Origin of the sequence: Actinomyces sp. (assembly GCF_030530635.1) — a bacterium.
GTDB lineage: Bacteria > Actinomycetota > Actinomycetes > Actinomycetales > Actinomycetaceae > Actinomyces.
Map to the genome: position 1 here is coordinate 1 of NZ_JAUMUL010000010.1, position 14,109 is coordinate 14,109.

Below are 14,109 nucleotides of genomic sequence, written 5' to 3' on the forward strand. Positions count from 1 at the left end.
TTGCCGTCGGCGTCGGTCAGTCCCGCGTTGTTGACCCATTGGGCGTAGGCCGCCGCCAGGTCCTTGGAGTAGGCCTCGGTCCACGTGCCCTCGGCGCGCGTGCCGCTGGAGGCGAACTGGCCCATGTTCCACTCGTAGGCGGCGTTGGCCTCGTCCAGGCTCGTGATGGGGCACCAGCACATGGCGCCGGCGACGGCGTCGGACAGCGCGTTGCCCTCCGGGTCCGTCGTGGCGGCCCCGATGGCCGTCAGGTAGGGCGTGTACAGGGCGCTGTCGCCCGAGGCGCCCATGACGGCAGACTGCGCGCCGCCGCCGGAGTGGCCGAAGACGTACACCTGTTCGGCGTCGCCGGGCAGCGAGGCGGCGTTGTAGCGCACGTAGCGCACGGCGGCCTTGAGGTCGGTCACGCCCCAGGGCGCGTTGCCGGCGGCGTCCTGCGTCGTCGAGTTCTTGCCCCTCAGGCCGGCGACGACGTAGATGAGTCCGGCCTCCATGTAGGGCTGGATGGTGGAGTAGGAGTACTCGCTCACAGGCGACTGCGCCGAGTAGCCGGGCGTGTTGACCGGCAGGACGATCGGGGCGGTGGCGGAGGTGTAGGCGCCCACCGAGCCGTCGGCGGGGGTGAGCGTGTAGGTGCCGTCGCCGTTGTCCGTGGCGGAGACGTAGGCGCCGGGGAGGAACACGGAGAGGGTCTCGTAGGAGGCGTCCTGGATCGAGGAGCCGTAGGCCAGGCCGATCTGGTAGTAGACGTCGCCCTCGGCGTCGTAGGACCAGGCGGCGCTGTCCAGAGCCAGGGACGGGTCGGTGGGCGTGAGGTCCTCAGCGCCCGCGGCGGCGGTCGTGGCGGTGGTGCTGCTGGTCGTGTCGGTGGAGGAGCCGCAGGCGGCCAGGCCGCCGAGGACGGCGGCGAGGGGGATGGTCTGGAGGACGAGTCGGCGCGAGACGTTCATGATGTGCTTGGTGTTCCCTTCGCGTGTGCCCTGGCGGTTGCAGCTGGCTGCGCCGGTCGCCTCGACGGCGCCGGCCCCTGAGGGCTGTCGGGACGATCCTGTGAGGGTGGCCTGGGGGAAGGGGAAGGTCATCGTGTGTGTCGGCTGTGAGTCGGAGGGTCGTGCGCCGCTCGTGCGTCGCTCGTGCGCCCGGCCGCTCAGCGCGTGCCCGGTTGGACAGCGTGCTCCCGGCCGGCCGGCGCGGTCCCGGCCGCTCAGCGCGTGCCCGGCGCCGTGACGAAGTCGATGAGCTCCTCCATGCGGCCCAGCAGGCTCGGCTCCAGGTCCTTATAAGAGCGCACCGTGGCCAGGATCCGCTGCCAGCCGTGGGCGATATCGGCCTGGTCGGCGTGCGGCCACCCCAGCGCCTCCAGGGTGCCGTGCTTAATGTCGGTTCCGCGCGGAATCTCCGGCCAGGCCCGCAGCCCCACCCGTTCGGGGCGAACCGCCTGCCACACGTCCACATACGGGTGGCCCAGTATCAGCACGTGCTCCCCGCCGGGCATGGCGCGCACCCGCTCGGCGACACGCGACTCCTTCGACCCGGGCACCAAATGGTCCACGAGCACCCCGGCCCGCCGCTGCGGTGAGGGCTTGAAATCGGCCATGACCTCTTCAAGGTTGTCCACGCCGTCGAGCATGAGCACCACCACGCCCTCATGGCGCAGGTCGTCGCCCCACACCTTCTCCACCAACTCGGCATCGTGCTTGCCCTCCACCCAGATCCGCGAGGCACGCGCCACCCGGGCCCGCTCGTCCTTAACTGCGTAGGAGCCAGAGGCGGTGAGCCTGCGCCCGCCCGCACTGACCGGCCCGGCCGGAGGCCGTTTGCGTGGGGTCGGCGGGTCCACGATCACCGGCCGCCCCTCCAGCCAGAAGCCCGGCCCCAGTGGGAACGCGCGGCGCACCCCCCGGCGATCCTCCAACACCACCAGGTGCTTGCCGCCGGACTTCTCCACCGCCACCGCGGCGCCCACGAAACCAGTCTGCCTATCCTCCAGCACCATGCCGCGCATGAGGGCCACATGCTCCGACTCCGGTCGCATCGCCGTCGGGCCCACCCGGTGGGGGTCGACCGACAGCACATCCCCGCCGTAGCGGTTGTGCGCCGATGGCCGTGGGGTAGTGGCCCGCTGCGGCGTCCGGCCGGCTCCGCCGGCTTTGCGGGCGCCATCCGAGGCGGATTGTGCTTCCGCCCGCGCCTGCTGGCGTGCTGCCTGCTCGCGCAGGGCCTGGCGACGGGCGGCGGTGGCTCCGGGAATGGGGCCCGAACGGCGGGGCGGAGACGTGTTCACTCAGGGCACGGTAGGGGAAGGTCACGTGCCCGCCCCTGCTGACTCGCCGCGACACGGCGTAGGATGGCACTCGCGCACCGTGAGTGCTAACCGGTGGCGGTCGGCGCCCCGGCCGGGCGGCTCGGCCACGGCCGCCCCGAACGCAGACGGTGCCCGCGCCCCGCGGCAGATGAGAAAGGAGAGCCCATGTCGGATGACCGCCGACTCAAGGTGCTGTCCGCCATCGTCACCGACTACGTGCGCACCCGCGAACCGGTCGGCTCACGCGCCCTGGTGGAACGCTACCGGCTGGGCGTCTCCCCGGCCACCATCCGCAATGATATGGCCACCCTGGAGGACGAGGGCTACATCCACCAGCCGCACACCAGTGCCGGCCGCGTACCCACCGAGAAGGGCTACCGCCGCTTCGTCGACGAGGTCGCCCGCATCAAACCCCTGTCCGCCCCCGAACGCGCCGCCATCAACGCCCTACTATCAGGGGCGGTCGACCTGGAACAGGTCGTCGCCCGCACCGTACGCGTGCTCGCCCAGTTGACCGGTCAGCTGGCCGTCGTCGAGTACCCCAGCCTGCGCCGCACCACCCTGCGTCACCTGGAACTGGTGGCCCTCGGCCCCACCCGCCTGCTCATGGTCATCATTACCGACACCGGGCGCGTCGAGCAGCGCACCGTGAGCCTGTCCGGCCGAGGCCCGGACGGGATGGCGGATCCGGCGGTCCTGGAGCGGCTGCGTCTACGACTGAACACCGCCCTGGTCGGCCGCCGCGCCGCCGAGGTGGTCCCCGTACTGGCCGCACTCGCCGAGCAGGCTTCCGAGGATGAGCGCACCGTCCTGGCTGCGGTCGCAGACGAACTGATCACCGCCCTGCGGCCCGACGCCGAAGAGCGCATCGTGGTCGCCGGCACCGCCAACCTTGCCCGCTCCCTGGACTTCACCGCCATCGGTGCGCTCCTGGACGCCGTCGAGGAGCAGGTGGTACTGCTGCGGCTGTTCACCTCCGCCGATGCCTCCGACCGCGGCGGCGCAGATGATACCGGCACCACCGTGCGGATCGGTTCGGAGACCCACGAGGAGGCACTGGCTGAAGCCTCGGTCGTCTCCGCCGCCTATGGGCCCGGCAGCGGAGATGCCGTTGCCCACCTGGGTGTAATCGGCCCCACTCGCATGGACTATCCGGCCACAATGGCGGCCGTACGCGCCGTCGCCCGCTACCTGTCCCGGTTCCTGACCGGAACCGAGGGCGGCCGCTCGGGCTGACCCGCCTGCGGGGCGTCGTCGACGCACGCCTCCCCAACCGTCCGACAGCATCATCACCACGAAGGAACACCAGCAAGCGTGAGCGACTACTACGACGTCCTCGGCGTCACCCGCCAGGCCACGACCGAGGAGATCAAGAAGGCCTACCGGAAGAAGGCCCGCCAGCTACACCCCGACGTCGCCGGCCCGGGGCACGAGGACGAGTTCAAGAAGGTCTCCACCGCCTACGAGGTCCTGTCCGACTCCGAGAAACGCCAGATGTACGACCTGGGCGGTGAGGACGCCCTGCACGGCAACAACGGCTTCGGCGGCGGCTTCACCGGCGACTTCGGCAGTTTCTCCGACCTGTTCCAGCAGGCCTTCTTCGGTGGTGCCGCCACCCGCGGCCCGGCCTCACGCACACGCCGCGGCCAGGACTCGCTGCTGGCCGTGGATGTGGACCTGGCCGACGTCGTCTTCGGCGCCACCAAGAACGTGACCGTAGACACCTATGTGGTTTGCGAAACCTGCCACGGCTCCTGCTGTTCGCCCGGTACCTCGCCGGTGACCTGCGCGGAGTGCAACGGGCAGGGTTCCGTACAGCGCATGCAGCGATCCCTGCTGGGCAACGTGGTCACCTCCTCACCCTGCCCACGCTGCCGGGGCTACGGCACCGTCATCGCCTCCCCCTGCAGGGACTGCGACGGCGAGGGCCGCAAGCACGTGCGCACCCCCATCGACATCAACATTCCTGCTGGCGTCTCCACCGGTACGCGCATCCGCATGTCCGGCCGCGGCGAGGCCGGTCTGGCGGGCGGCCCCAACGGCGACCTGTACGTGGAGATTCACGAGCGTGAGCACTCGGCCTTCACCCGTGAGGGCGACGACCTGTACACCGAGCTGCGTGTGCCCATGACGGCCGCCGCGCTGGGTGCCACCTTTCCGTTGGAGACCTTCGACGGCGAACGTACCGTCTCGGTGCGTGCCGGCACTCAGGGCGGGGACGAGATCGTACTGTCCGGCCTGGGCGTGGGGAGGCTGCGCCGTTCCGGCCGCGGCGACCTGCGCGTGCAGATCGTGGTGGAAACTCCCACGCGCCTGAACGACCGGCAGCGTGAACTGCTGGCCGAACTGGCCTCCTCGCGCGGGGAAGACGGCTACGCGCCGCCCAAGGACGAGTCCGTCATGGGCAAGCTCAAGGAGAAATTCTCCGGGCGCTGAGCCGGGTACCGGGCGGGGCCCGGCGGCCCGGCACTCCCGACGCCGCTATGGGCTACTTCGCGCCGGTGCCGGGCCGGTTCGGCGAGCCCGGGGCGGGACGCGCCCCGAAGATCGCCTGGCCCACGCGCACGCACGTGGAGCCGCCGGCGATCGCCAACTCGAAGTCCCCGCTCATGCCCATGGACAACTCACCCTCACCGACGGTCCCCGCCTGCAGGCCGGCGTCGCGCAGTGTGCGCATGATGCGGAAGCACTCTTGGATGCGGGCGGCGTCATCGGTGTGGGCTGCCAGCGTCATCAGGCCCCGCACCCGCAGCGCCGAGTAGACCGGCAGGGCCGCCAGGAAACCGGCAACCTCCTCCGGGGCCAAGCCGAACTTGGAGGCCTCACCGGAGGAGTTGACTTGTACGTACACGTCCAGGCCGCGTCCGGCCACCTGTAGCCGCCGGTCCAGGGCCTCGGCCAGGTGCAGCGAGTCCAGTGCCTGGAACTCGCTGGCGAAGACGGCCACGTCCTTGGCCTTGTTGGTCTGCAAGTGGCCGATCAGCGCCCAGTGGATGCCCAGATTGGCCAGGTTCGCCGCCTTTCGCTTGGCCTCCTGCACCTTGTTCTCACCCATCTGGGTGATACCGGCGGCATGGGCGGCCCGCAGACGCTCCTCCGGCACCGTTTTGGACACCGGCAGCAGGCGGATCTCGCCGGGGTCCCGACCCGCGGCACGGGCGGTCGCGTCGATGCGGGCACGCACGGCGGCCAGGTTGCGGCGGAAGTCCTCCACCGTGGTTGCGGTTGCAGCTGCTGCTCCGGACGGGGATGCCGCGTCCGGGCGGTCGACGGGCGGGAGTGCGGCGTTCGGTGACGGGACAAGCGGTTGAGGCTGCGGGAGGGATGCGGGTTCATTCATATCCCGTGACGCTAGCACTGCGTCGTGGACGTGCCTGTCAACGTACCCTGGACCGGTGACTGCGCCCGTCTTCGTTTTCACTCCCGAAACAGTCGAGCCCGCCGGGGCGGCTGCCACGGCTGCTCCCGGGTCCCTACTAACCCTGACCGGCCCGGAGGCGCACCATGCGGTGGCCGTGCGGCGGCTGCGCCCGGGGGAGCGGGTGGACCTGGTGGACGGCGCCGGCCTGCGATTGGTGTGTGAAGTGAGCGACGCTCCCGCCGGCGGTGGACGGCGGGAGCGGCTGGAGGTGCGCGTCGTCGAGCGGGTGGCGGAGCCCCAGGCGGCGCCGCGGCTCGTGCTGGTGCAGGCGCTGGCCAAGGGCGGGCGCGATGAGCAGGCCGTGGAGACCGCGACGGAGGTCGGCGCGGACCTGATCGTGCCGTGGTGGGCCGAGCGCTGTGTGTCCGTCTGGCGCGGCGTGAAGGCCGTCCGGGGGCGCCAGCGCTGGCAGGCCGCCGCCCGCGAGGCCGCCAAGCAGTCGCGGCGGGCCCGTATCCCCGAGGTCGGGGAGCTGACTGATACGGCCGGGCTGGCGTCATGGGCGGGGCAGGTGTGCGAGGCCGGTGGGACGGTGCTGGTTCTGCACGAGGAGGCGACCAGGCCGATCGGTGATGTGTCGCTGCCGGAGGCCGCCCGGGTGGGTGCCGTGTCCTCTCAGGTGCGTGACGCAAACGAGGACGACCCGCATGGTGGCGTGGGCGAGCCGCCGGTGCTCGCCGTCGTCGTCGGGCCAGAGGGCGGCATCAGCGACGCGGAGGTGCGGGCGCTGGAGGACGCCGGGGCGTTCTTCGTGCGCCTGGGGCCGCATGTGCTGCGCACGGCATCGGCCGGACCGGTCGCGCTCGCTGTCCTCGCCCAGCGCACCGGTCTGTGGGGCTGAGACGGGTCTTCGGCGGGGGGAGGAGTGGCCGAAGCGCTTGTGCGCGGCCTGCTTCGAGACGCCTAGGGCGGCGCCTATTACTGTCCATGACTCACCGGCCGCACGAGCGTCGGCGACGGCGCGAGCCAGTTCTTGTTCCGCATCCATCGCGTGTTTTTTCGCGGCGAGGATGCGCCGGAAGTGCGTGGCGTCGCGTGACGGCGTGCGCGCCGGGTCGGAGGCATCATGCGTACAAGATCCCACTCCCCACTGCCACGAATTCGGGCGCATCGACGTCCTCTGCCGGGACCGGTGTGCGGGCGCGGCGATACGATGCGAACAGACCGTGAAGGCGGCGGGGCCGGCTCGTCTGGGCGCATCGCCACAGGCTTGATCCGCCGCCGGAAATCCAGGAGGAGACCGTGCCTGACACCATGACCGCCCTACTGCTCGACCGGCCGGCCGGGCCCGCGGATCTGGCCTCCGCAATGCGAATCGGGGAGACGCCCATCCCCGAACCCGGCACGGGACAGCTCCGACTGCGCGTGGAGACCTGCTCGCTTAACCCGGTCGACTGGAAGGTCGCCCGGGGCGGCAACCCCGCCTGGACCTGGCCGAACGTGCTTGGACTCGACGTTGCCGGCACCATCGACGCCCTCGGCCCCGGCGTCACCACCCCAGCCGAGGACGGCGCGTCCGCGCTGCGTCCCGACCTCGCCGTCGGCGACCGCGTCGCTCTGCACCACGACCTACGGCGCCCGGGTGGACTGGCGCAGTACGTCGTCGTCGACGCCCGCGCCCTGGAGCATGTGCCCGAGGCTGTTTCAGCCACAGAGGCCGCAGCCCTGCCCTGTGCCGGCATGACCGCATACCAGGCGCTGGTGCAGCGCCTGCGTCTGACCGCCGGGCAGACGATCCTCATCACCGCCGGAGCCGGGGGAGTGGGCGGCTACGCCGTTCAGATCGCCCGGAGCCTCGGCGCCCGCGTCATCGCCACCGCGTCGACAGCCAAGGCGGAGGCCGTGCGCGCGCTCGGCGCCGACGAGGTCATCGACTACCGCGCCACCTCCGGTCCCGCCGCCATCGCCGCGGCGGCCCGCGCCCTGACGCTGCAGGGGCGCGGTGTCGACGCCGTGCTGGACGCCGTCGATGCCGGCTCCGCTACCGCGAACCTGGGTGCGCTCGCCTTCAACGGCGGCCTGGCATTCACCGCCGGCCGCACCGATCTGGCGACCATCCCGGGATTCACCCTCTCGCCGTCGATCCACGAGATCTCCCTCGGTGCCGCATACTCCGCCGGCACGGCCCGCGACCGCGCCGACCTGGCCGCCATGCTTACCGAGTTGCTGAAGATGGCGGCCCGGCAGCTTAAGGCCCGCGTGGCCGAGGTGGTGCCGCTGGAAGCGGTTCCCGACGCCTACGCCCGGCTCGCCCGGGGCCACCAGACCGGCAAGCTCGTCTGCGACGTGGCCGGACCGGCCGGTGCATGAGTCCGGACGGCGTGTCTTCGCCGCAGTTTGGCCTGCCCGATACCCGGCAGGCCTTGCATCGGCCTATACGATTAATGTATGAGCCCCAAACCGTCTGAAACGCTCGCCGAACATCGCAACGACGTGCGCCGCCGCATACTTGAGCGTGGATTCGAGAATCCGATGCTCTTTGGCTCGGCAGCGCGCGGAGACGATGTTGAGGGTTCTGACATTGACCTTCTTGTTACTCCGTGCGAGGGGACGGGGCTTCTCGCTCTGTCGGGTCTTGCGCTTGACCTGGAAGAGCTGCTGGGCGTACGCGTCGATTTGGTCTCCTCGCGCGCGGGGCTTGCTGACGCTGTCCGTCACGAGGCGGTGCCGCTGTGAGCGAAGGTGAAAGCGGCCCTGCCATGGGGAAGCGGGCCGCGGCTTTGGCGATAATGCGCGACGCACTCGACTTGGCGGATGCAGTTGTGGCGAAAGGGGCAGAGGCTTTCTTCTCCGCTGATGATCCAACCCAGCTTGCAGCCGGTTCGTACGCTCTGGTGATTCTTGGTGAGGCGGTTGCGCGAATGCCTCAGGAGGTGGTTGACGCGTACCCGGAGCTTCCATGGCGAGAGGCTAGGGGCATCCGCAATGTCATGGCGCACTATCAGGCCACGCTCGACCCTGTGACGGTGTGGGAGACGCTCGAACATGACCTCGATGGGTTTCGCAGGCTGGTCGATAGCTACGGCCCGTAAGACGAGAGACTCGATGCACGCGCGCGGCCACCCCGAGAGGCCCCCCCCGGGGGCGGCTTCCGCCGCCCCGCGCGGGAATAACGCCTACCACGCCTCACCTGCTGGTGCCTACGCCCGGCTCGCCCGGGGCCACCAGACCGGCAAGCTCGTCTGTGACGTGGCCGGATCGGCCGGTGCGTGAGTTCGGACGGCGCGGGCTTGCGGGGTCATGTATTCGTGCATGCCCGTCCCTCGACTTCAACCCCGAGCCAGTTGGGAGACTCGCTGGGTACTGACGCCCATGAGAGTGGCAATGTCGCGCAGCGGTAGGCCGTCAGCGCGCAACAGCGTAACGGCGTGCCGTGAGGCGGTTGCCGCGGTAGCACTGGCCCGAGCTGAGGCTTGTGCGGCCGCCTTGTACTGCTCGACGGCTTCGACGTAGTCGGCGTTGCTAACCTTGTAGCGCACCTCGAAGTCATCGGCCGGCTGTCCTGTCATGAGGGCCGCGGCATCGGCTACCATGGGAACGACCTCATCGAGGCGGCGCGCCTGGGTGGAGTACTCGTGCCCTTGGAGAGTGAACTCCACTGCCCACCAGCCGTCGCAGTACTGCGCTGTGGCTTCAATCCTGGTCATCGTCTGCTCCTTCGAAGGATTGCTCGTGCGGTCATCTCGTTGATCTCCCGGTGCCGGGGGATGGGCTCACTCCATGTTCCGATGGTCGCCTTGGTGTGGCGGCTGCCTTCGCTGAGCACAAGCCGCTCGCCCTTCTGACGGGCGACCTCCTCCAGCTTTCGGATAAGGTCCCGTCGCTTCATTATTCAAGCCCCCTTTCTTCGGGTGGTCAAGGCGGGTTGCTGAAAGAATTACGAATCAAGTGTCTCCAGGGGGTATGACACGAATTCGGAACGTATCCTTGGCGTCAGTGACCACTGGCCCAGAGGGGAGAGCGGATGGCGTCACGAGGGCGCAGGCGGGCCGGGAGCCCGGATGCCCGCCGGGCGATTCTGGAGGCGGCCCGCGCAGCCTTCGCCCGCGATGGCTATAACACCTCGCTGCGCGGCATCGCACGTGAGGCGGGTGTGGACCCGGCGCTGGTGCACCACTACTTCCAGGTGCGCTCCGACCTGTTCGTGGAGGCGGTCTATGACGGGCCGGACGGGCCGCCAATGGACCCGAGCGTGCTTGACGATGTCCGCCGCCAGCCGCCGTCCCGGCAGGGGGCGGCACTGGTGCGCGTATTCATCACTCAGTGGGATCGCATGGGCGAGGATCGCTTCTCCGCGCTGCTGCGTGCGGCACTCACCAACGATGCCGTGGTGGCGCGGGTGCGCGACCTTGTGGTCGGTGCCCTGGTGACTCCGCTGGTCGCGAAGGTGGCACCCGACCGGGTGCGGCTGCGCTCCCAACTCATCGCCGGACACCTGGTCGGACTGGGAATGACGCGTTGGGTCGCCCGGCTCGACGCCGTATCCGCCGCGAGCCCGGAGGAACTCGCGGCCGCCGTGGGTCCGGTGATCCAGCACTACCTGACCGGTGACCTCGGTGATGCGCACGATGGCCCGGTCGAGGAGGTCGAGGACTTAGAGGCCGTGGAAGAGCCCGGGGAGTAGTCCGCAGTCCTTGCCGGACCGCTGCCGCTCCCATATATTCATCACATGATGAAAAATGGCTTGGGCGCCGTCGCCGGCCCCGCCGGTCCGACCGTCGCGGCGGCTGTCGGCAGTGCGGTACACGTGCGCGGACTGCGGGTACGCCGCGGCGGCACCGAGATACTCCACGGCCTGGACCTGGACCTGCGGCCCGGCTCCATCACCGGCCTGCTGGGGCCCTCCGGCTGCGGCAAGACCACCCTGATGCGGGTGCTCGTCGGCGTGCAGCGCTACGACGGCGAGGCGAGGGTCCTGGGGGAGCGGCCGGGCACGCCCGCCGTGCGCGGCCGGGTCGGATACGTCACCCAGGCGGCGGCCGTGTACAAGGACCTGACCGCCCGCCAGAACCTGCGCTACTTCGCCGCACTCGCCGGGGCGCGCGCCCGCGACATCGACGAGGCGCTGGACACGGTGGGGCTGACCGGGCTCGCCGACCGGCGCGTGGGTACCTTCTCCGGCGGTGAGACCGGACGGGTTTCGCTCGCCTGCGCCCTGGTGGCCGGCCCGGAACTGCTGGTACTGGATGAGCCGACGGTCGGCCTGGACCCGCTGACCCGGGAGGGGCTGTGGGCCACCTTCCGGGAACTGGCCGATGCGGGCGCCACCCTGCTGATCTCCAGCCACGTCATGGATGAGGCCTTCCACTGCGATCGTGTGCTGCTCATGCGCTCCGGCCGCTTCCTGGCCTACACGACTGCGGGTGAGCTGCTGGAGCGCACGGGTGCCGACACGCTCGATGCGGCCTTCCTCGACGTCGTCCGGCGGGCGGGGCGAACGGAGCAGGGGGAGGAGGAGTGATGAACGCGCGCACCTTCGCCGCTACCGTGCGCCGGGTGCTGGCGCAGCTGGCCGCCGACCGGCGCACCCTTGGACTGATCATGGTGGTGCCCGCCGCGCTGCTGACCCTGCTGTACTTCGTCTACTACGACTATCCCCACGGAGAGCAGCTGTTCAACCGGATCGCCGTGGCCATGATGGCGATCCTGCCGCTGGTCGTCATGTTTCTGGTTACCAGCGTCACCATGCTGCGCGAGCGCGGCTCCGGCACCCTGGAGCGGCTGTGGACCACGCCGCTGCACCGCGCCGATCTGCTGCTCGGCTACGCCGCCGCCTTCACCGCCACCGCCGTGGGTCAGTCGCTGCTGCTGTGCGCGGTGGCTGCCTGGTGCCTGGGGGTGCAGATCGCCGCCCCCTGGGTGTGGGTGATCCTCACCGCACTGGTCGACGGCTTCCTCGGTGTGGCGCTGGGGCTGTTCGTATCCGCCTTCGCCCGCACCGAGTTCCAGGCCGTGCAGTTCTTCCCGGTGATCATCGGCCCGCAGATCTTCCTGTGCGGGCTGCTGGTGGCCCGCGACCAGCTGCCGCGCGTGCTGGAGCTGTGCAGCAACGTGCTGCCCATGAGCTGGGCCGTCGATGCCGTCGGCGAGCTGAGCGCGAACACCGCGCCGACCGCCGCCTTCGCCGCCGACCTGGGGCTCGTGGCCGGGGTGGGGGTGGCGATCCTCGCGGTGGCCGCCCTGACCGTGCCGCGGCGGGTGCGGTGAGGGCGGCGTGGGGGAAGGCAGGCGCGGGCGGCTGGCTATTGCTTGCGCATGTAGGCGATCGTGAACTCCCTGACCTGGCGGAAGTACTGCTGGCGCAGGCGCAGGTCGAGCCAGTCGGTGTCGAAGGGCTGGAACACGTCCAGCCCGCGCCCCAGCATGATGATCCAGCCGGTGTCGGTGGTGATTGAGCGATCGTGGATCGTCTCGCTGAAGGAATACTCGAAGCTGATGCCGGCGACGGCAGAGTTGGTACGGATCGTCTCCAGGTTCTCTTGCTGCCTGGCTACATAGCGCGGCTCTTCATCGCGCTTCGTAGTCAGGTGGACGGTGATCTCATTGGTGGTGTCCGTGTACTTCGCGACGGTCTCAAGGAACTCCATCAGGTTGCGCGCCTGGTGGGGCTGACGAATGAACGGGTCGACGACTTCGATGCGGGTTGCTGCGCGCAGATACGGACCGAAATAGCGGTCGTAGGTGAAGCCGCGCCTGCCATCGGCGAACTCGAGGTGTTGTTCCTTAAGTTCAGAGCCCTGTGTACGGGCGGCCGCAGGCTCCGTCCCCTTTGCGTCGGCGGACGGCGAGGCCTCTCCGGTGTCTTCGGTGCTGGCCTCAGGCGACTGGGATGGCTCAGGTTCCCGGTGGTACAGCTCCGGGTACTCGTCCTCCTCCAGGGTGGTCACCGTATGGGTCTGCCCGGCGTGGGTGTACTTGAAGCTGACCGCGGTCATGGTGTCATCGATGCGGATGAGCTGGTCCTTGACTCGCTTACGGCCTTCGAGTGCAATCCGCAGCAGAGTGCTGATCTCTTCGGGGCTGGCTTGCCCGGAGGGGTGTACGAGTTTCATCAGGCCGGAGAAGGTCTTGTGGATGCCGTCCCGGTCGCGAGTGGACAGGTCTTCCGACAGCGTGAAATAGCGTTGGTAGCGGTCGGAGAAGTCGGTGTCGCGCAGGGAGCGGAGCACCTCAGCCAGGTAGTCGACGACGAATCCGTAGCCGGACGAGAACATCTCGCCGCGGATCTGCTCGAACTCCCATCCGGGCACGTAGCAGTGGATGCGGTCCAGGAAGGCGGGATCGTGGTACTGCTCGGGCAGCTCTTCGAACAGGTCGGAGTTCTTCAGCATGTAGGGCACGGTGTGGGAGGTGTTGCCGACGAACACCATTGAGGCCTCCGCGCCGAGGGTCTCGACGCCACGGGAGAAGGACTTGTTGGCCATGTAGTTCTTCATGATGTCGACCAGTGCGCGGTCGGCCCGCTTCTTCTTGCCGGCGAACTCGTCGAAGGCGACGCAGTCCCAGTAGCCCACCAGGCCGATCCTGCCGGAGGCGTTGTTCACGAAGAGCTTCGGCACGGTCACCTCACCCCCGGAGATCAGCATGCCGTGAGGCGAGAACTCAGAGTAGATGTGCGACTTACCGGTCCCCTTGGGACCAAGCTCCACCAGGTTGTAGTTTCGCTCAACGAAGGGGATCAGGCGCACCAGGTGAAGGAGCTTGGCCCGAGGGCCGAACATGGCGGGGTTGAAGCCTATGGACTGGATGAGCAGGTCGATCCACTCCTCGGTGCTGAACTGCTCGCGGGTGGTGGTGTAGGAATCCAGGTCCAGGCGCGAGAGCTGGATGGGCTTGAGTGAGTGCAGCCGCCAGGGAACGTCCTTCGGGTCGCCCGAGTAGGCGTAGACGATGTCGCAGATGCACCAGACCCCGCCGGTCAGTAGCTTGGGGTGGTTGCGCACGGTCTCGGCGCCGATCTCCACTTTGCTGATGCCCAGGTTGGAGAACTCGGCCTCATAGATGTCCAGTTTTTCGTTGAGGGAGACGGAGACCTTGTCGATGACGCGGTGGCGCCCCTTCTCCCGGATACGCGACTGGATGAGTCGGTTCTCGCCCCGGTGCACGTAATGGTCCCGGAGGATGCGTCTGACCTGCTCAATGCCGGAGCGAATGGTGGCGTCGTCGTCCGTGGCGGCGTACTGGCCCAACAGGTACTCCAGCACGTAGGTGGGCACGATGGCGTTGCCCTTGACGGCCTTGACGAGGTCCTTGCGCACGACGACGCCGGGGAATGCTGCCGCGATCTTGCGGTCCAGCGGTGTGGGGTCGGGGCGCTGAACCTGGTCGGTCGGCTTCGGCTCAGTGGGCTCCGGCTCGGTAGGCTGCGGGGTGGTCATGCTTG

At 69.3% G+C, this 14,109-nt stretch carries 14 protein-coding genes; 9 read left to right on the top strand and 5 right to left on the bottom strand.

Annotated elements, in window-relative coordinates; translation table 11 throughout:
- Positions 1-1,082, bottom strand: a 1,082-nt coding sequence (locus tag Q4A20_RS04035) for a carboxylesterase family protein (RefSeq protein WP_303120609.1), incomplete at its 3' end; no start/stop codon positions are given.
- A gap of 122 nt (positions 1,083-1,204) precedes the next feature.
- Positions 1,205-2,284: a DUF3097 domain-containing protein gene (locus Q4A20_RS04040; RefSeq protein ID WP_303120612.1), complete on the bottom strand. Its 1,080-nt coding sequence runs from the start codon at positions 2,282-2,284 to the stop codon at positions 1,205-1,207.
- A gap of 186 nt (positions 2,285-2,470) precedes the next feature.
- On the opposite strand from Q4A20_RS04040, the gene hrcA reads away from it, so the two are divergent.
- Together hrcA and dnaJ are read left to right on the top strand one after the other, a co-directional pair.
- The gene (hrcA, locus tag Q4A20_RS04045) at positions 2,471-3,541 is read left to right on the top strand and encodes a heat-inducible transcriptional repressor HrcA (RefSeq protein WP_303120615.1); all 1,071 of its coding nucleotides are present in this window, start codon (positions 2,471-2,473) and stop codon (positions 3,539-3,541) included.
- A 78-nt stretch (positions 3,542-3,619) separates the two neighbouring features.
- Positions 3,620-4,741, top strand: coding sequence for a molecular chaperone DnaJ (dnaJ, locus tag Q4A20_RS04050; protein ID WP_303120618.1), 1,122 nt, complete (start codon positions 3,620-3,622; stop codon positions 4,739-4,741).
- A 52-nt stretch (positions 4,742-4,793) separates the two neighbouring features.
- Here dnaJ and Q4A20_RS04055 read toward each other — a convergent pair whose 3' ends face one another.
- Positions 4,794-5,645, bottom strand: coding sequence for a YggS family pyridoxal phosphate-dependent enzyme (locus Q4A20_RS04055; RefSeq protein ID WP_303120620.1), 852 nt, complete (start codon positions 5,643-5,645; stop codon positions 4,794-4,796).
- A gap of 55 nt (positions 5,646-5,700) precedes the next feature.
- On the opposite strand from Q4A20_RS04055, the gene Q4A20_RS04060 reads away from it, so the two are divergent.
- From Q4A20_RS04060 to Q4A20_RS04075, 4 genes are all read left to right on the top strand, one after another.
- Complete coding sequence (locus Q4A20_RS04060; protein WP_303120622.1) at positions 5,701-6,567, top strand: 16S rRNA (uracil(1498)-N(3))-methyltransferase; 867 nt, start codon at positions 5,701-5,703, stop codon at positions 6,565-6,567.
- 401 nt (positions 6,568-6,968) lie between these two features.
- Positions 6,969-8,036, top strand: coding sequence for a zinc-binding dehydrogenase (locus Q4A20_RS04065; protein WP_303120624.1), 1,068 nt, complete (start codon positions 6,969-6,971; stop codon positions 8,034-8,036).
- Positions 8,037-8,114: 78 nt separating this feature from the next.
- A complete protein-coding gene (locus Q4A20_RS04070; RefSeq protein WP_303120626.1) occupies positions 8,115-8,402 on the top strand; it encodes a nucleotidyltransferase family protein in 288 nt (95 codons plus the stop codon).
- Positions 8,399-8,758, top strand: coding sequence for a DUF86 domain-containing protein (locus tag Q4A20_RS04075; protein WP_303120628.1), 360 nt, complete (start codon positions 8,399-8,401; stop codon positions 8,756-8,758). Before Q4A20_RS04070 ends, Q4A20_RS04075 begins: the two co-directional genes overlap by 4 nt.
- 237 nt (positions 8,759-8,995) lie before the next feature.
- On the opposite strand, the gene Q4A20_RS04080 is transcribed toward Q4A20_RS04075, so the two are convergent.
- Positions 8,996-9,373, bottom strand: a complete 378-nt coding sequence (locus Q4A20_RS04080; protein WP_303120630.1) for a hypothetical protein — start codon at positions 9,371-9,373, stop codon at positions 8,996-8,998.
- A 317-nt stretch (positions 9,374-9,690) separates the two neighbouring features.
- Here Q4A20_RS04080 and Q4A20_RS04085 point away from each other — a divergent pair, with 317 nt between their 5' ends.
- From Q4A20_RS04085 to Q4A20_RS04095, 3 genes are read left to right on the top strand one after another with little or no spacing between them, the layout of a single operon-like run.
- Positions 9,691-10,350 (top strand): TetR family transcriptional regulator, encoded by a 660-nt coding sequence (locus Q4A20_RS04085; protein WP_303120633.1) that lies wholly within the window; start codon positions 9,691-9,693, stop codon positions 10,348-10,350.
- 45 nt (positions 10,351-10,395) lie between these two features.
- Complete coding sequence (locus Q4A20_RS04090) at positions 10,396-11,187, top strand: ABC transporter ATP-binding protein (RefSeq protein WP_303120636.1); 792 nt, start codon at positions 10,396-10,398, stop codon at positions 11,185-11,187.
- Positions 11,187-11,933 carry an ABC transporter permease gene (locus Q4A20_RS04095; protein ID WP_303120638.1) on the top strand — a complete coding sequence of 249 codons (747 nt, stop codon included), beginning with the start codon at positions 11,187-11,189 and terminating at the stop codon, positions 11,931-11,933. The genes Q4A20_RS04090 and Q4A20_RS04095 overlap by 1 nt, the downstream gene beginning before the upstream one ends.
- A 35-nt stretch (positions 11,934-11,968) precedes the next feature.
- Here Q4A20_RS04095 and brxL read toward each other — a convergent pair whose 3' ends face one another.
- On the bottom strand, positions 11,969-14,104 hold the full coding sequence (gene brxL / locus Q4A20_RS04100) for a BREX system Lon protease-like protein BrxL (RefSeq protein WP_303120640.1): 2,136 nt from the start codon (positions 14,102-14,104) through the stop codon (positions 11,969-11,971).
- Positions 14,105-14,109 lie beyond the last annotated feature (5 nt).